The organism is Kitasatospora sp. NPDC004669, from assembly GCF_040609455.1.
In the GTDB taxonomy this organism is placed as follows: domain Bacteria; phylum Actinomycetota; class Actinomycetes; order Streptomycetales; family Streptomycetaceae; genus Kitasatospora.
Window position 1 is genome coordinate 74,177 of record NZ_JBEXKB010000025.1, and the last position, 16,340, is coordinate 90,516.

Annotated in this window: 13 protein-coding genes; 5 read left to right on the plus strand and 8 right to left on the minus strand. The window is 74.4% G+C overall.

Annotated elements, in window-relative coordinates; genetic code table 11:
• Positions 1-307 precede the first annotated feature (307 nt).
• Together ABZW30_RS21820 and ABZW30_RS21825 are read left to right on the plus strand one after the other, a co-directional pair.
• Entirely contained in the window at positions 308-1,144 is an 837-nt protein-coding gene (locus tag ABZW30_RS21820; protein WP_355672800.1) for a hypothetical protein, read from the plus strand.
• A gap of 187 nt (positions 1,145-1,331) precedes the next feature.
• Positions 1,332-1,940, plus strand: coding sequence for a hypothetical protein (locus ABZW30_RS21825; RefSeq protein WP_355672835.1), 609 nt, complete (start codon positions 1,332-1,334; stop codon positions 1,938-1,940).
• 81 nt (positions 1,941-2,021) lie between these two features.
• Here ABZW30_RS21825 and der read toward each other — a convergent pair whose 3' ends face one another.
• The 4 genes from der to ABZW30_RS21845 form a co-directional block, all read right to left on the minus strand.
• A complete protein-coding gene (gene der / locus ABZW30_RS21830) occupies positions 2,022-3,476 on the minus strand; it encodes a ribosome biogenesis GTPase Der (protein WP_355672801.1) in 1,455 nt (484 codons plus the stop codon).
• A gap of 198 nt (positions 3,477-3,674) precedes the next feature.
• Entirely contained in the window at positions 3,675-4,388 is a 714-nt protein-coding gene (gene cmk, locus ABZW30_RS21835; protein ID WP_355672802.1) for a (d)CMP kinase, read from the minus strand.
• A gap of 189 nt (positions 4,389-4,577) precedes the next feature.
• Positions 4,578-5,963 (minus strand): DUF4419 domain-containing protein, encoded by a 1,386-nt coding sequence (locus ABZW30_RS21840; RefSeq protein ID WP_355672803.1) that lies wholly within the window; start codon positions 5,961-5,963, stop codon positions 4,578-4,580.
• A gap of 62 nt (positions 5,964-6,025) precedes the next feature.
• A complete protein-coding gene (locus ABZW30_RS21845) occupies positions 6,026-7,111 on the minus strand; it encodes a prephenate dehydrogenase (protein WP_355672804.1) in 1,086 nt (361 codons plus the stop codon).
• A 415-nt stretch (positions 7,112-7,526) separates the two neighbouring features.
• Here ABZW30_RS21845 and ABZW30_RS21850 point away from each other — a divergent pair, with 415 nt between their 5' ends.
• The 3 genes from ABZW30_RS21850 to ABZW30_RS21860 are packed head-to-tail and all read left to right on the plus strand — an operon-like array spanning position 7,527 to position 11,775.
• Positions 7,527-9,794: a DUF4139 domain-containing protein gene (locus ABZW30_RS21850; RefSeq protein WP_355672805.1), complete on the plus strand. Its 2,268-nt coding sequence runs from the start codon at positions 7,527-7,529 to the stop codon at positions 9,792-9,794.
• Positions 9,795-9,797: 3 nt separating this feature from the next.
• Positions 9,798-11,360, plus strand: a complete 1,563-nt coding sequence (locus ABZW30_RS21855; protein ID WP_355672806.1) for a mucoidy inhibitor MuiA family protein — start codon at positions 9,798-9,800, stop codon at positions 11,358-11,360.
• Positions 11,361-11,412: 52 nt separating this feature from the next.
• Positions 11,413-11,775 carry a DUF952 domain-containing protein gene (locus ABZW30_RS21860; RefSeq protein WP_355672807.1) on the plus strand — a complete coding sequence of 121 codons (363 nt, stop codon included), beginning with the start codon at positions 11,413-11,415 and terminating at the stop codon, positions 11,773-11,775.
• Positions 11,776-11,808: 33 nt separating this feature from the next.
• On the opposite strand, the gene ABZW30_RS21865 is transcribed toward ABZW30_RS21860, so the two are convergent.
• The 4 genes from ABZW30_RS21865 to ABZW30_RS21880 form a co-directional block, all read right to left on the minus strand.
• Positions 11,809-12,816 (minus strand): helix-turn-helix domain-containing protein, encoded by a 1,008-nt coding sequence (locus tag ABZW30_RS21865; RefSeq protein ID WP_355672808.1) that lies wholly within the window; start codon positions 12,814-12,816, stop codon positions 11,809-11,811.
• 235 nt (positions 12,817-13,051) lie between these two features.
• A complete protein-coding gene (locus tag ABZW30_RS21870) occupies positions 13,052-14,251 on the minus strand; it encodes a pseudouridine synthase (protein WP_355672809.1) in 1,200 nt (399 codons plus the stop codon).
• 62 nt (positions 14,252-14,313) lie between these two features.
• Positions 14,314-14,907 (minus strand): SMC-Scp complex subunit ScpB, encoded by a 594-nt coding sequence (locus ABZW30_RS21875; protein ID WP_355672829.1) that lies wholly within the window; start codon positions 14,905-14,907, stop codon positions 14,314-14,316.
• A gap of 227 nt (positions 14,908-15,134) precedes the next feature.
• A complete protein-coding gene (locus ABZW30_RS21880) occupies positions 15,135-16,013 on the minus strand; it encodes a segregation/condensation protein A (protein ID WP_355672810.1) in 879 nt (292 codons plus the stop codon).
• Positions 16,014-16,340 lie beyond the last annotated feature (327 nt).

Consider the following 16,340-nt stretch of genomic DNA (forward strand, 5'->3'; position numbering starts at 1 on the left):
TCTGCCCAGCTCAGCAAAGGGTTACCGGCGGTAATAGCCACACATCTTTGCCCGAAATGTCTAATTTGACCATTGATTCCTTGATCAAACCGCAAGGCGGCGTGACTCACCTCACGGCTTCGTTCCGGCAGCCCCGATACCGACATCGACAGATTGCGACCAGGAGAACACGCGGCGCGGTCGGATCCGGGGCAATTCCCGTCAGCCTCGTCAGGCACCCGTGACGCCTGACACAAGGGCCCGTTGGGCATGGCGACCTCCCCGTGTCCGCCCCCGAACCCCATCCGCACCCATCCGAGGAGACCCTGTGCCGCGCATGCTCGACGTCAGCGACGAGGTCCGGTCCGAGATCGGCGACGACGAGGCCGACCGCCTGCTCGGCGGCGACCGCGCCCCGGACAGCTACGAATGCACTTCCTGCCGCACCCCCGGCGACACCCACGCGGAGCCCACCAGCACGGTGCTGTTCGTAGGCGACGAGACGGCCGTCCTCGCCTTCGCCCACGCCCGCTGCGTCCCCTCCCAGGTGGTCCCGGTCGCCGAGGAGCAGCTGGCCGGTGCCGTCCGCAGCATCAGCCAGACCCAGCCCGCCGCCGCCCCGAACCTCACCGTCCCCGCCCCGGCCGCTCCGGTCGGACCGGCCGATTCCCCGACCCAACCGACCGTCCCCGGCCAGGCCGCCATCCTCGGCATCACCTGCGGGCTCGTCCTGCACGGCAAGGTGGGCCACGCCTCGCTGGTGGTCGAGCCCACCGGCCCGGTGGGCCGCCCCGGCAGCACCTCCGGCGAGGACGAGTTCCTCGACCTCCTCCAGGACGCCGGCTTCCAGCGGGTCAGCGACCTCGACGAGACCCCGGACCAGCTGTCCGGCTGGTCGGTCCTGGTCGCCATGGGCAAGCTGCACGCGATCCTGCAGCCCGCCGCAGCCGGCGGCAGCACCGGCTGGTGGCAGGCCCACCAGCCGCTCCAGGTGACCGACGCCTGGCGGATGGCGGCCAGCCAGCTGTCCGAGGTGACCATGTACGCCGTCCCGGCCGGCATGGTCGGTCGCCAGCCCCGCGAGGACCTGCTGCGCCAGGCCCTGGAGCGGGCGGTGGCGCTGGGCCAGGTGGTCGCCGCCTCCCTCCCGCTCGCCGGCACCTGATCGGCCGCTCCGGAGCGCCGGACGGTGGCCGCTGCCGGCCTTTGGCAGCGGCCACCGTCCGGGGCCCGGTCCGTACCCGACGGCCCCGGTACGGCGGGGCCACATCCCCCACGCGCCCGCTCCCACCGGCCGCCCCGTACGCCGAACGCCCCCGCATCCCCACCGCCTCTCACTCGTTGGCCCCTACGTGTACAGCTACGACGTCTCCGCGCCCGCCGGCCGGTCTGCCACCGCCTCCCGCTCGATCCCGGGCATGCGCCCGTCGTACGACGCGGAGCACCCGCACTCGACAACCCCGATCTACGACGAGCTGTACTCCGAGTACCGACGGCTCTTCCGTGCCCTGCCGGGCGACCGCACGGGCGAGGAGGACCTGAAGTTCACCGGCTTCGCGATCCGCGACAGCTATCCGCCGCTCGGCGAGCAGCGCGCGTACCCGCCCCAGCAGCAGCAGTCCTTCCACACCTACGCGGGCCAGCCGCCCGGCCTCCCCCAGTTCGTGCCGTCCCAGCAGCAGCACGCCCACCCGGGGAACGGCCAGGAGCCCATCGCCCCCACCAGCGACGGCCTCGGCCAGACGGCCCCGGCCGCGCCGCCCGGCGCCCAGTTCACCAACGGCCAGGGCTGGGTAGCGGCCGGCTACCTCGGCCCGGTCGCGCACGCCGTGCCCGCGTCGCCTCCGGCCCCGTCCCCGACGCTCGGTACGGCCGCCGGCCTCGTCGCCACCCCGTCCACCGGCGGCCGCCACCGCCAGATGCTCTCCCTCCCCCCTGGCCGCGCCGGCGAACACCACTGACACCCGGAAAACCGAAAGGGCCCCGCCACCACGGTGACGGAGCCCCACGGCCCTCCGGCAACGACGTACTACGTCGCGCCACTACTTCTTGTTGCGCTTCTCCCGCACCCGCACCGAGATCGAGATCGGCGTTCCCACGAAGCCGAACTCCTCGCGCAGCCGGCGCTCGATGAAGCGCCGGTAGCCCGCCTCCAGGAAGCCCGAGGCGAACAGCACGAACCGCGGCGGACGGATGCCCGCCTGGGTGCCGAACAGGATGCGCGGCTGCTTGCCGCCCCGGATCGGGTGCGGGTGGGCGGCCACCAGCTCGCCGAGGAAGGCGTTCAGGCGCGCGGTCGGGATGCGGGTCTCCCAGCCCTCCAGCGCGGTCTCGATCGCCGGGACGAGCTTCTCCATGTGCCGGCCGGTCTTGGCCGAGACGTTGACGCGCGGGGCCCACTGCACCTGGACGAGGTCGCGCTCGATCTCGCGCTCCAGGTAGTAGCGGCGCTCCTCGTCGAGCTGGTCCCACTTGTTGTAGGCGATGACGACGGCGCGCCCGGCCTCGACGGCCATCGAGATGATCCGGGTGTCCTGCTCGGCGAGGGTCTCGCTGGCGTCGATCAGGACGACCGCGACCTCGGCCTTCTCCAGCGCGGCGGCGGTGCGCAGCGAGGCGTAGAAGTCGGCGCCGGCGGTCAGGTGGACCCGGCGGCGGATACCGGCGGTGTCCACGAACTTCCAGGTCTTGCCGCCGAGTTCGATCATCTCGTCGACCGGGTCACGGGTGGTGCCGGCCAGCTCGTTGACGACGACGCGCTCCTCGCCGGCGACCTTGTTCAGCAGGCTGGACTTGCCGACGTTGGGCCGGCCGATCAGCGCGATCCGGCGCGGGCCGCCGGGGGCGGCGTCGCCGAAGGTCTGCGGCGGGGCCTCGGGCAGCGCGTCCATGACGGCGTCCAGCAGGTCGCCGGATCCGCGGCCGTGGAGGGCCGACACGGGGTAGGGCTCGCCGAGGCCCAGCGACCACAGGTAGGCGGCCTCGGCCTCGGTGGACGGGCCGTCGACCTTGTTGGCGCACAGGACGGTCGGCTTGCCCGCCCGGCGGATGATCTTGATCAGGGCCTCGTCGGTGTCGGTGGCGCCGACGGTGGCGTCGACGACGAACAGCACCGCGTCGGCCTGCTCGATGCCCAGCTCGGCCTGCGCGGCCACCATGGCGTCGATGCCGAGGACATCGATCTCCCAGCCTCCGGTGTCGACCACCTTGAAGCGACGGCCGTTCCAGCTGGCCTCGTAGGTGACCCGGTCGCGGGTGACGCCCGGCTTGTCCTCGACGACGGCCTCACGGCGGCCGATGATGCGGTTCACCAGGGTCGACTTGCCGACATTCGGGCGGCCCACGACGGCCAGCACCGGCAGCCGGACGTGCTCGGCGCCGTCCACACCGTCGAAGCCGTCGAGGTCGAAGCCTTCCTCGGCGGCGAGGGCCATGAACTCGGCGTACTCGGCGGCGTCCAGCTCACCGTGCCCGGTGGCGGAGTGCTCTGCGGTCATGTTCGTCTGTTCCGTTTCCCGGCCCGGCCCTTCCCAGGGGCGTGCCGTGCGTACCTGCCCCGCTCGGGGCAGCGCGATGGTTTCCTCCGCGGCACCTCGACGGCCCGCGGTTCATTCAGTGGTCAGATTCAGTGGTCAGATCGTCACAGCGGTCGGATCGCCATTCGGTGGTCAGCCGGTGGTCGGCTCGACCACCGGTCAGACCGACGACAGCCCGGCCCGCTCCTCCACCAGCGCGGTGATCCGGTCGATCACCTGCTCCAGGGTGAGCTCACTGGTGTCCACCAGCACCGCGTCGGCGGCCTGGGTCAGCGGAGCCGTCTCGCGCGAGGAGTCGGCGGCGTCGCGGCGGGCGAGGTCGGCGGCCATCGCGGTGATGGTCGCCTCGTCCACGCCCTTGGCGCGCAGCTCGGCCGCCCGGCGCTCGGCCCGGGCCCGCTCGGAGGCGGTCAGGAAGACCTTGACGGTGGCGTCCGGGAACACCACGGTCCCCATGTCCCGGCCCTCGGCGACGATGCCGCGCTCGGCGACCTCGGCGCAGCCGCGCTGCAGCTCCACCAGCCGGGCGCGCACCGCCGGCACCGCGGCCACGGCGCTGACCTGCGCCGTCACCTCGGGGCCCCGGATCGGGCCGGAGACGTCCCGGCCGTCCACCGTGATGGTGGGGCCGTCGGCGTCAGTCCCCGACACGATCACCGGCTTGCCGCACGCGACGGCCACCGCCTCCGCGTCGTCGACGTCGACGTCGTTGGCCAGCATCCACCAGGTCATCGCCCGGTACATGGCGCCGGTGTCCAGGAAGCTCAGGCCCAGCCGGGCGGCGACCGCCCGCGAGACGGTCGACTTGCCGGAGCCGGAGGGTCCGTCGATGGCGACGACGACCGGGGCGTGCGCTCGGTCGGCAGTGTCCACGGGGGCGAACCTCTCTCTGAGCATGGAAGCCGACGCCTGCGCGGGCGGACGGCCGGGGATTTGTCTCCCTCAAGGTTAATGGACCGCCGCCACACCCCGATCCCCCGCGATCACCACCCCGGTCCCACCCCGGTCCCACCCCGGTCCCAGCCCCGTCCCACCCCGACCGGCACCCCGCCCCCACCCCGCTCACCACCAGCGGTGCAGCCCCCGAAGCGCGGCCTCCAGATCGGGGCCCCGCCGCAACTCCGGGCAGACCTCACCGCGGTGGCGGATCAGCAGTGCCGTCCACCACTCCTCGTCCAGCCTGATCAGGGAGAGCGGCGGATGGAGCTCGATCACCGCCCGCAGCGCAGCCTGACTGCCGTCCTCGGGCCGCCGCACCACCTCCAGGTCCGTCTCCAGCAGCCGGGCGAAGTCGACCCCGGTCACCTCCCGCACCCGCTCGACCGTCCACCCCTCCGGCAGCTGCTCCGCGGCCAGCCGGGCCTGCTCGGCCGCCGGGTCCGGCGCCGCCCGCAGGATCCGCAGCACCGCGTTCCCGAGCCTGGGCCGTACGTACTCCCCGTCGCGCTCGATGCCGAGCACCCCGCCGACGAAGGCCATCGTCGAGGTCCCGGCCGGCGTCTGCCAGTCGAAGGGCACCTTCGACACGTGCGACGGGAAGGCGTTCTCGGTGAACCGCGTCCGCCCGTCCCGCCAGCGGAAGTCCGTCCGCGCCTGCGGCCCCGACATGGTCTGGGTGTGCGCGAAGAAGGCGGTGAGCCACCCGGACACGTAGGGGCCCCCGGACTCCGAGCGCCACTTGTAGAACGAGCCCCAGAACTCCTGGTCCACCGGCCCGCCCGACGCCGTCGCCGCGATCTCCGCCACGACCGGCCGCAGCTCCGCGAGCCACGGCCCGAGCGGCTCGAACCACCGCGCCAGCTCCCCGACCCGCCGGGCCAGCAGCGCCCAGTCCTCGGCGGTGCCCTCCAGCCGGATCCTCGGGATGCCGCACAGCGAGACCCAGAGGAACTCGTAGTACGGGCTGACCACGTCCATCAGGGCCACCAGCGCCGCCGAGACGTCGTCCGGCGTCGTGGTGGAGAAGGTCGGCTGGAACAGCTCCACCAGCTCCGGCCCGATCGCCGCCGCCAGCGGCTCCCGCACCAGCCTGATCGACCGCGCCCAGTCCGGATCGGCGTCCAGCAGGCTGTCGTCCCGGACCACGATGGTCCGCTTCTGCCCCGGAGTCGAGGTGAACAGCCCCTCGTACGCCCCGGCGTTCAGCCGTACGTGCACCGCGACCTCGTGCACCACCGCGTACCAGAGCACGTCCGGCGACAGGCTCAGCGGCAGGTGTCCGCAGAACGCCTGGTGGGCTGCGCGTAGCAGCAGGCTCCAGGTCGGTTCGGGCGCGCCCTCCGGCAGTCCCGACGCTCCCTCGGCCGCCAGCAACGTCCCCGTGCTGCGGTGGAGGACGGCGAACTCCCCGCCGACCACCGCCGCCAGGAAGCCGTCGTTCCCGACGACCTCCAGTCCCGCCGCGTCGCCCGGTTCCTGCCCGTCCCCGAGCGGAATATCGATGATCACACCAACCCCCACACTTGTTCCTCTCGCCGCCCCCCGGGCCGGCGTCGATCCCCCGACGACCGTCAGTCGCGAACGCTCCACCCGCCCGCCCGCAGCGCCACCGCGAGCCGCTTGACCGCCGTCGGCGCCACCGCCAGCTGGACGAAGCCGACCTGCTTCCCGTCCGAGTGCTCGATGACGACGTCCTCGATGTTGACCCCGGCCTCGCCGACCTCTCCGAACAGCCGGCCCAGCTCGCCCGGCTGGTCGCCGAGCACCACCGCGACCGTCTCGTACCGGGTGGGCGGCGCGCCGTGCTTGCCGGGGATGCGGGCCTGCCCGGAGTTGCCGCGCCGCATGACCGCCTCGATGCCCTGGGCACCGGCCCGGCGCTCGCCCTCCTCGACCGCCGCCAGGGCGCGCAGCGCGGTGACGGTCTCACCGAGGTCCGAGGCGACCTCCTCCAGCACGTCCGCGACCGCGTCGGCGTTGGCGGACAGGATGTCGACCCACATCCCGGGGTTGGAGGCGGCGATCCGGGTCACGTCGCGCACGCCTTGGCCGGAGAGCCTTATCGCCGTCTCGTCGGCGTGCTCCAGCCGGGCCGCGACCAGCGAGGACACCAGCTGCGGGGCGTGCGAGACCAGCGCGACGGCCCGGTCGTGCTGGGCCGCGTCCATCACGATCGGCATCGCACCGCAGAGCGCGACCAGCTCCAGCGCGGCGTTGAGCGTGTCGGTGTCGGTGTCGGCGGTCGGGGTCAGCACCCAGGGGCGGCCCTCGAACAGGTCGGCGCGGGCGGCCAGCGGGCCGGAGCGCTCGCGGCCGGCCATCGGGTGACTGCCGATGTAGTGGACCGTGTCGCAACCGAGCGCCGCCACCTCACTGCCCGGACCGGCCTTCACGCTGGCCACGTCGGTGTACCAGCGCGCCAGGTTGCGGCGCTGACAGTCGGCCAGCACCTTGCCGACCAGCGCGGGCGGAACGGCGATGATCGCCAAGTCCACCGGGCCCTCGGCCGGTTCGATGGTGCCCGCGCCGAGCGACTCGGCGGTGCGGGCGGCGTCCGGGTCGGCGTCCTCCAGGTGGACGGTCAGCCCGCGCGCGGCCAGGGCCAGGGCGGCGGAGGTGCCGATGAGTCCGGTGCCGACGACGACGGCAGTGCGCATGGCGGGTGGCTCTCCTCGATCACGGTTCTCGACTCGACGGTTCGACGATGCTCCGACGATTCTCGCCAGGTGCCGGGACCGGCCGGGAGCACCCGCGCCCATCCTCCCACCCACCGGCCCCCGACAACCGCCCCGACCCCGCCCCACCGGCACCGACATCGGCACCGACACCAACACCGGCACCGGCACCGGCACCGGCACCGGCACCAGCACCAGCACCAGCACCAGCACCAGCACCAGCACCAGCGACGGCAACCACACCGCCCCCGTCCCCGTCCCACACGGTGCACACGCCGCGCCCCGGGAAATCCGGCGACGCCCACCCCGAACCGGGGCAGACTGGCCGCCCGGAGGACGACGCGGCAAGTCGGCGCGAGGCGATGCGGCACACCGGACGCGAACGAAGGGGTTGCGCATGGACGATCAGCACAGCAGTCACACCGGACCGTCGAAACCGCCTGCCGTACCGGCCCACCCGTCGGTACTGGACTCCGTCGTGGTGTACGCCGAGGGCGCGGTGTGCCGCCGCCGGGCCACCGTCCCGGTCCCGCCCGACGGACGGCTGCGGCTGACCGGCCTGCCCGACTCTCTGGACGGCAACTCGCTGCGCGCCCGGGTGCTCTCCGGACCAGCCGGCGCGGTGGTCACCGAGGCCCGCCTCGAACAGCTCGCCGAGCTCCGCGAGTCGGAGGAACTCCCCGCCCTGCGGCGTGAGTTGGACGAGGCCATGGAGCGCCAGAGCGCACTGAACGAGCGCCACCGACTGGTCCAGGCCGCAATCGCCGAGACCGCCGCGCTGCGCGCCGTCCCGCCGCAGCGCCGCCCCGACGAGCCGCTGCGCCGCACCCCCGCCGAGGCGTGGCTGGAGCTCGCCGACTTCGTCGACGAGCGGCTGGCCCGACTCCAGGAGCGCGCCGAGCAGCTCACTCGGGAGATCGAACTCGCCGACCACGAGCGCCGGTTGGCCGCCGACCGACTGGAGCGGACGTCCACCGCCGACCGGACCGAGCCGGTCGGGACCACCGCCACCGTCCTGCTCACCCTGCACACCGGGCACCCGCCCGAGCACACCGAAGACCGAACCGACGCCCGACACCCCGGCCCGGACCCCGACCTGGCCCCAGACCTGGAGCTGGAGCTGGAGCTGGAATACGGCGTCCCCACCGCCCGCTGGGTGCCCGCCTACCGCCTCTCCTACCGCACCGGCTCCGACGCCGGCCGCCTCGTCCTGCGCGCCGCCGTCGCCCAGCACACCGGCGAGGACTGGACCGGCGTCCGGCTCGCCCTGTCCACCGCCGACCTCGACCGCCGCACCGACCTGCCCAAGCTCAGCTCGCTGCGGATCGGCCGCAGCCAGCCCGCCCCGCCCCCCTCCGGCTGGCGCGAGCCCCCGGCCGGCCTGTCCGACCTCTTCACCGGCTACGACGCGGCCGACGCCACCCGCCCCACCGCCAAGCGCGACGTCCCGCTCCCGGTGTCGGCCCCCATGGCGGCCAAGGCCGCTCGGACGACCGGCCGCCCCGGCCGCCCCGGCGGCGCCCGTCCCACCGGCCCCCGCCCCGAGTTCCTCGCGGACGAAGCACCGCCCGCCGGCCCGCACGGCGGCGGCTCGCTGAGCGTCCAGGAACCGCCCCAGGAGCCCGCCCAGGAGCCCGCCCGGTCGATGCCCGCGCCCCCGCCGCCGGGCTTCGCCGGCTACGGCGCCCCGCCCGCGCTCTCCGCCCCCGCGCCGGCCCCCGCCGCCGCACCGATGCCGCAGGCCCCGGGCGGCGCCCCGCCGGAGGAGGCCCGCCGGAGCCGTCTTCGCCGCCGCGGCACCCCGCCGCCGAGCACCGGCTTCACCCCCGACACCACCCTGCTCGACTACCCCGACCTCGTCCTGGCCGGCCCCGACGCCCCCGCCGACCGGCGCGGCACCCTGCGCCCGAACCCCGCGCGGGTCGAGCGCGAGGAGCTGCAGCAGTTCCTCCCCGGCGGCCGCGAGGGCAGCCGCGTCCGCGACCTCGCCCTCCCCCGCCACGCCGTCCCGCCCCGCGAGTCGGCCGGCTCCTTCGACCACCGCTTCGACGCGGTCGCCCCCGCCGACATCCCGTCCGACGGCACCTGGCACACCGTCACGGTGGACGAGATCCCGCTCTCCGTCCGCCCGGAGTACGTCACCGTCCCGGCCGTCGAGGAGAAGGTGTACGCGACCCTGGTGCTCGCCAACCGCACCGACCGCGCGGTGCTCGCCGGCCCGGTCGAGGTCACCGTGGACGAGGAGTTCCTGCTCACCGCCGCCCTGCCCACCCTCGCCCCCGGCGGCATGCGGCGCCTGGGCATCGGCGTCACCGAGAGCATCGAGGTGGCGCGCCGCACCGAGCTGCGCGAGTCCGCCACGGGCATGCTGAAGGGCAACAGCACCGTGCTCGACCACCGGGTGCACGTCCAGCTGGCGAACCGGCTCGGCCGCGCCGTCACCGTGGAGGTCCGCGAGCGCGTGCCGGTCACCTCCGACGCCGAGATCCGGATCGAGGAGCGCGCCGACTGGCACGCCCCGACCGTCCCGACGCCGGAGTGCCCGCCCAGCACCCGGCTCTGGCGGGTCGACCTGCCGCCGGGCGGCCGCACCGATTTGGACGGCGGCTACCAGATCAAGATCCCGGCCGGAAAGGCCATCGTCGGCGGAAACCGGAGGAACTGACAGATGACCGGAGCCAACACGCCTCCTCAGGACACCCCCCTCCCCGTCACCGCCGTCACCTGCCTGGAGGACCGCGCCCAGATCGAGCGCACGGTGACTGTCGAGCTCGCCGAGGGCGTCCAGCGGCTGCGCCTGGGCCCGCTCACCGCCCTGGCCGTGGACCGCACCCTGCGTGCCGAGACCGCCGATCCCGGCACCCGGGTGCTGGAGGCCCGGCTGGTCCGCACCTGGACGCTGCGCGCCCCGCTGCCACCCGGGCCGCAGGACTCGGCGCTGCGCCACCGGCTGCACGGGCTGGAGGCCGAGTCCCGCCTCGCGGACCAGACCCGGGCCCGGCTGGAGGCCCGCCTGGCGCTGCTCGCCCAGCTGACCGCCGACCTGCTGCGCGAGGTCGGCGAGGGCGCCGGCGTCGGCGAGATCGAGCGCACCCGCTGGGCCCGCGAGCTGGACCGGGTGGACGCCGAACGCGAGCGCTACGGCGAGGAGCTGCGCGCCACCCACTCCCGGCTGCGCCGCCTGGACCAGGAGCGGTCCCAGGCCCTGATCGCCCTGGACGAGGCCGAGGAGGAGCCCGCCGAACTGGTGGCCCACCTGGAGCTCACCGTCGAGGCCGCACGGCCCGGCCCGGCCGGGCTGACCGTCAGCCACCTGGTGCCCTGCGCGCTCTGGCGCCCCTCCTACCGCGCCACCCTGGACGGCGGCAGCCTGCGCCTGGAGTCGGAGGCGGTGGTCTGGCAGCGCACCGGCGAGGACTGGACGGGCGCCCGGCTCACCTTCTCCACCGCCCGCTCCGCCCTCGCCACCGACCCGCCCGCGCTCACCGAGGACGTGCTGATGCTGCGCGAGCGCACCGACGAGGAACGCCGCACGGTCGAGGTCGAACTGCGCGAGGAGGCGATCAGCACCCTCGGCCCGACCGCGGCCGTCCCGGGCCTGGACGACGGCGGCGAGGTGCGGGTGCTGCCCGCCCCCGCCCCGGCCACCGTCCCCTCCGACGGCCGGGCCCACAAGGTCCCGCTGGGCGCCTTCACCGGCCCGGCGGGCCGCGAGTACGCCTGCGCCCCGGAGCTGTCGCCGCTGGTCACCCAGGTGGTCCGGTTCCGCAACGCGGCCGGGCACCCGCTGCTGGCCGGCCCGGTCGAGCTGGTCCGGGGCAGTGGCTTCACCGGCCGCGGCGAGCTGCGCTTCACCGCCGCCGGGGCCGACGCCGAGCTGTCCTTCGGCAGCTCGGACGGCTACCGGGTGGTCCGCGAGGCCGAGGAGCACCGGGCCACCGCAACCCTGACCGGCCGCCGGACCACCACTCGCACCGTCCGGCTGCACCTGTCCCGCTTCTCCGGCCCGGAGGAGCGGGGCGAGCAGCTGGTCACGGTGCGCGAACGGGTGCCGGTCTCCGAGGTGACGGCGGTCGAGGTCCGGCTGTGCAAGGAGGAGTGCTCCCCGCCGCCGGACTCCTTCGACGCCGGGGGCATCGTCCGCTGGGACGTGCCGCTCGGCCCCGGCGCCCGCCGCACCCTCACCCTGGTGTACGAGGTCTCGGCGTCCGCCAAGGTGGCCGGGCTGTGACGCCCGAGCCCTCGTGACGACCGCTCAGGACTGAAACGGGTAGAAAAGGAACATGATCCTCCACCTCTCTCCCCTGGACGACTGGCTGACCGACCCCGGCCGCCCGTACGCCGCCGCGTCGCTGCTCACCGACGGGTTCATCCACTGCTCGGCGGACGAGCAGACGGCGCTCGCGGTGGCCAACGCCTTCTTCGCCGACACCCCCGACCCGCTGATGGTGCTGCTGATCGAGGAGTCGCTGGTGGAACCGATGGTCAAGTGGGAGGCCCCGCACGGCGCCCCGCCGCCCGGAGCCACCCCCGACATCCTGTTCCCGCACATCTACGGCCGGCTGAACCGCTCCGCCGTGGTCGGCCTGGAGAAGGTCGAGCGCGGCCCGGACGGCCGCTGGGCGGCCCTCACCCCCTGGAGCTGAGCCCACACGAGAAGGGCCCCGTACAAGGACAGCTCACAGCCACCCCCGCTCCCGGGCCGCCATCCCGGCCTGGAAGCGGGTGGTGGCCCCCAGCGAGCGCATCAGGCTCTGCAGCCGCCGCTGGGTGGTCCGGGCGCTCCAGCCGAGCGAGCGGGCGATCGACTCGTCGGTCAGCCCGGCCGCCAGCAGGCCCAGCAGCTTGCGGTGGTCGGCCTCCGGTTCCAGCGACGCCTCCCCGGTGCCGATCGCGGCCTGCAGCTGTACGGCCCGCTCCCACTCCGCCTCGAACAGCGTGTCCAGCGCCTGCAGCAGAGCCGAGGGGTGGATCACGTACGCGGCGTCCAGGACGCTGTCGCCGACGCTGATCGGGATGATCGCCATCCGGTCGTCCGAGATGATCATCTTCATCGGCAGGGTCGGCCGCACCCGGGCCTCCTCGCCGTCCGTGACGCCGACCAGGATGTTCCGCTCCAGCCGGCCGGGCCAGGCCACCGCCTCCCGGTCGTAGATGGTCCGGAACTTCAGCCCCTCCCGCAGCCGCCGCCGCTGCAGCGGTATCGGCGCCACCGGGTCCTGGATGTACGGCGGGCGGTCGAAGCCGCGGACCTGGTACTGGCTGGTCTCGGTGATGTGCTCCAGCCGCTGGGCGATCGCCTCGCCGCCGGTCAGCACCTCCACCGAGTGCGCCGGGTCGGTGTAGCGCGAGGCCTCCCGGAAGGCGTCCATCAACCGGTGCATCTCGGCCCGGGCGTGCCGCAGTTCGGACTCCCGGTGGCCGATCAAGGTGCCGATCGCCACGTCCGGGGCGACCGGCAGGTAGCGCTCCCGGTCCACCGGCGCGCGGGTGGCCATACCCTGCTGCGCCAGCCGGTCCAGCGCGCGCACGCTCTGCTGGAACGTCAGACCGCAGTTCTCGGCCAGCTCCTCCGCGGTGGACTGCGGACTGGCCACCAGCGCCGCGTAGACCTGCCCGTCCGGCTCGGCCAGTCCCAGCGGCCCGAGCGCCTGTCCGGCTGATCGTCCCAGTACTGCATCGGACACGACGCCGTCTCCCCCTGTTCGCCCCGAACACCCCCACCGGCGCCCGTCCTGGCGCAGTCCCGCCACACGGCGGGGCGGTGGTCCGGTGGCCATCCTCTGCCACGGATCATGACGCTGACAAGGCCGTGACCAGCGGTTGCGTCCTGGCTCACATACACGCGGGAGGGCCCCCCGCCACCACGGGCGGGGGACCCTCCGACGAACAACCGGTGAAGACCCGGGGAAAACCGGTGGCCTACAGGCCGACCTCGCGCATCAGCTGGCCGACCTCCGGGTTGGTCAGGCGGCGCAGCCAGCCCGACTTCTGGTCGCCGAGCGCGATCGGGCCGAAGTGGGTGCGCACCAGCTTCTCGACCGGGAAGCCGACCTCGGCCAGCATCCGGCGGACGATGTGCTTGCGGCCCTCGTGCAGGGTCACCTCGACCAGGTAGTTCTTGCCGACGTTGGAGATCACCTTGAAGCTGTCCGCGCGGGCGTAGCCGTCCTCCAGCTCGACGCCCTGGGCCAGCTGCTTGCCCAGGTCGCGCGGGATCGGGCCCTGGATGGCGGCCAGGTAGGTCTTGGTCACGCCGTACTTGGGGTGGGTGAGGCGGTGGGCCAGCTCGCCGTGGTTGGTGAGCAGGATGATGCCCTCGGTCTCGGTGTCCAGGCGGCCGACGTGAAACAGCCGGGTCTCCCGGTTGGTCACGTAGTCGCCGAGGCACTGGCGGCCCTCCGGGTCCTCCATGGTGGAGACCACGCCGGCCGGCTTGTTGAGCGCGAAGAACAGGTAGGACTGGGTGGCGACGGTCAGGCCGTCGACCTTGATCTCGTCGTTGGCCGGGTCGACCCGCTTGCCCTGCTCGGTGACCAGCTTGCCGTTGACCTCGACCCGGCCCTGCTCGATCAGCTCCTCGCAGGCGCGGCGGCTGCCGACGCCGGCCCGGGCCAGCACCTTCTGCAGGCGCTCGCCCTCGGGCTCGCCGAAGGTCTTGGGCAGCTTGACGGCCGGCTTGTCGTGCCGGGCGAGGACGGCGTCCTCGATCTTGGCCTGCAGCTCACGCGAGCGCTGCGGCTGGCGGCGCGGGTCGCCCGGGGCGCCCTGGCCCTCACGGCGCGGACGCGGGGCCGGACCGGGGCGCCGGCCGCCGAAGCCGCCGCGGGCCGGGGTGGCGTTCGGGCCGCCGCCGTACTCGGGGCGGTCGTACTTGCGCTCCTCGGGCCGCAGCGGGCGGTCCGGGTAGCCCCGGTCGTCGCGCCGGTCGTCCCGCCCGTACGAGCCGCCGCGCGAGCCCGCGCCCGACCCGCCGCGCGAACCGGAGCCGTACGAACCGCCGCGCGAGCCCGAGCCGCCGCGGCCGCCGCCCCCGCCGTAGGAGCCGCCCCGGCCCCCACCCTGTCCGCCGCGACCGCTGCCGCCGCCGCTGCCGTTCCTGCCGTTGCCACTGCTACGCATCAAAATGTCCGTACGTCGTTCCGTCTGGGATGTGCGGTCGTCTCGGCCGACCTCACCTCCCCCTACCGATCGGGCGCTGCCCGGTCGGCCTCGCCACTGCCGTCCGCGGCCTGTGCGGCAGCGGCGGCGACCGCCTCCGCGATCATCGTGCCCTCCAGGGACTCCGCTTCCACGTCGTCGACCTCGGGCAGGAAGGGAGCGAGCTCCGGCAGCTCGTCCAAGCCGCGGAGCCCCATCCGTTCCAGGAAGTAGTTCGTCGTCCGATACAGGATCGCACCTGTTTCGGGCTCGGATCCGGCCTCTTCCACCAGTCCTCGCTGTACCAGGGTACGCATCACGCCGTCACAGTTCACACCGCGGACGGCGGAAACCCGCGATCTGGACACCGGTTGCCGGTAGGCGACCACGGCCAGGGTCTCCAACGCGGCCTGGGTCAGCCGGGCCTGCTGGCCGTCCAGCAGGAACCGGTCGACGGCCCGCGCGCAGCTCTCCCGGCTGTAGAACCGCCAGCCGCCGGCCACCAGCCGCAGGTCGAACCCGCGGCCTGCGGCATCGTACTCGGCGGACAGCTCGCGCAGCGCCGCGGCCACCTCGGCCCGGGGCCGCTCCAGCACCCCGGCCAGCCGCTCCTCGGTGACCGGCTCGTCGACGACCATCAGGATCGCCTCCAGCTCGGCCCGCAGCCCGGGCCCGGCGGGCTCCTCCGGCACCCCGGACGTCGACGGGTCCGCCCTCCGGTGCCCCACCCACGGCTCGGCGTCCACGGGGGCCGCCACCGGCTCCGGCAGCAGCTCGAAGGCCGGCTCCAGCCACTCCTCGGCCCGCGGCTGCCCCGGCAGCCCGAGCGGGCGCCGCGCCGGCCGCCCGCCGTCGTTCCCGGCACTCATCGCCGCCCGTCCTCCTTCGCCTCTTCCGCGGCCTCGCCCGCGGGGCGGTCGAACTCGTCCGTGACCTCGACCGCGCCCCGGCCCTCCTCGGCCACCCAGCGCACCCGCAGCTCGCCGAGCGCCTCCGGCTGCTCGAAGGCGAGCACCCGCTCCCGGTACAGCTCCAGCAGCGCCAGGAAGCGGGCGACCACCACCAGGGTGTCCGGCGCGTCCGCGACCAGCTGCTGGAAGGATGCCTCGCCCAGCCCGGTGAGCAGGTCGACCACCAGCCCGGCCTGCTCGCGCACGCTGACCGGCGGGGTGTGGATGTGGTCCACGTAGACCACCGGCTTCGGCTTGGGCTCCATCGCCTTGGCGGCCAGCTGCGCGAGCCCCTCCGGCCCGACGGTGATCACCACCTCGGGCAGCAGCTCGGCGTGCCGGGGCTCCAGAGCGACGGTCCGCGGCCGCCGCAGCAGCTCGGCCGCCCAGCGCTCACCGAACAGCGCCGCCGCCCGCTTGTACGCCCGGTACTGCAGCAGCCGCGCGAACAGCAGGTCCCGCGCCTCCAGCAGCGCGAGGTCCTCCGCGTCCTCGACCTCGGCCACCGGCAGCAGCCGGGCGGCCTTGAGGTCCAGCAGGGTGGCGGCCACCACCAGGAACTCGGTCGCCGCGTCCAGGTCCCAGTCCGGCCCCATCGCCCGGATGTGCGCCATGAACTCGTCGGTCACCGTGGCCAGCGCCACCTCGGTGATGTCCAGCTTGTGCTTGGCGATCAGGCTGAGCAGCAGGTCGAAGGGCCCCTCGAAGTTGTCCAGCCGCACCCGGAAGCCGCCCCGGGACTCGTCCCCGGCGGGGTTCGCGGCGCTGGCCGGTGTTTCGACGGTGCTCGGCATGACGGTCCATCTTCACCCGCCGCCGCCCGCCGCCCCGCCCCGGGGCCACCGACACGCCGCCCGACGGGGCCCGGGACCCCGGCCGACGGCCGGGCGCCCAGCGCCCGTCGGGCCGGCCCTCGGCACCCGCCCGGACAGCCCCTGGGGCCTGTCTCTCGGACTTCGTCGGATCAGGCCGCGGCGTTGGGGCGCGTGCATCACAAGGCGGAGGTGGGGGCACCTCCCGCCCGAAGGCTGGGCCCATCGGCGACCGACGACAACGCGGCCAGGTGCGCTCGTGCCCTGGGGGTACCTCCCGGCCGAAGGCTGGGGGAGCGTCGCGGCCCC

Excerpts from the sequence above, each read along its gene's own strand:
- der (WP_355672801.1), bottom strand. The coding sequence starts at position 3,476 with ATGACCGCAGAGCACTCCGCCACCGGGCACGGTGAGCTGGACGCCGCC.
- ABZW30_RS21845 (WP_355672804.1), bottom strand. The coding sequence starts at position 7,111 with ATGCGCACTGCCGTCGTCGTCGGCACCGGACTCATCGGCACCTCCGCC.
- ABZW30_RS21850 (WP_355672805.1), top strand. The coding sequence starts at position 7,527 with ATGGACGATCAGCACAGCAGTCACACCGGACCGTCGAAACCGCCTGCC.
- ABZW30_RS21855 (WP_355672806.1), top strand. The coding sequence starts at position 9,798 with ATGACCGGAGCCAACACGCCTCCTCAGGACACCCCCCTCCCCGTCACC.
- ABZW30_RS21860 (WP_355672807.1), top strand. The coding sequence starts at position 11,413 with ATGATCCTCCACCTCTCTCCCCTGGACGACTGGCTGACCGACCCCGGC.
- ABZW30_RS21870 (WP_355672809.1), bottom strand. The coding sequence starts at position 14,251 with ATGCGTAGCAGTGGCAACGGCAGGAACGGCAGCGGCGGCGGCAGCGGT.
- ABZW30_RS21875 (WP_355672829.1), bottom strand. The coding sequence starts at position 14,907 with ATGGTCGTCGACGAGCCGGTCACCGAGGAGCGGCTGGCCGGGGTGCTG.
- ABZW30_RS21880 (WP_355672810.1), bottom strand. The coding sequence starts at position 16,013 with ATGCCGAGCACCGTCGAAACACCGGCCAGCGCCGCGAACCCCGCCGGG.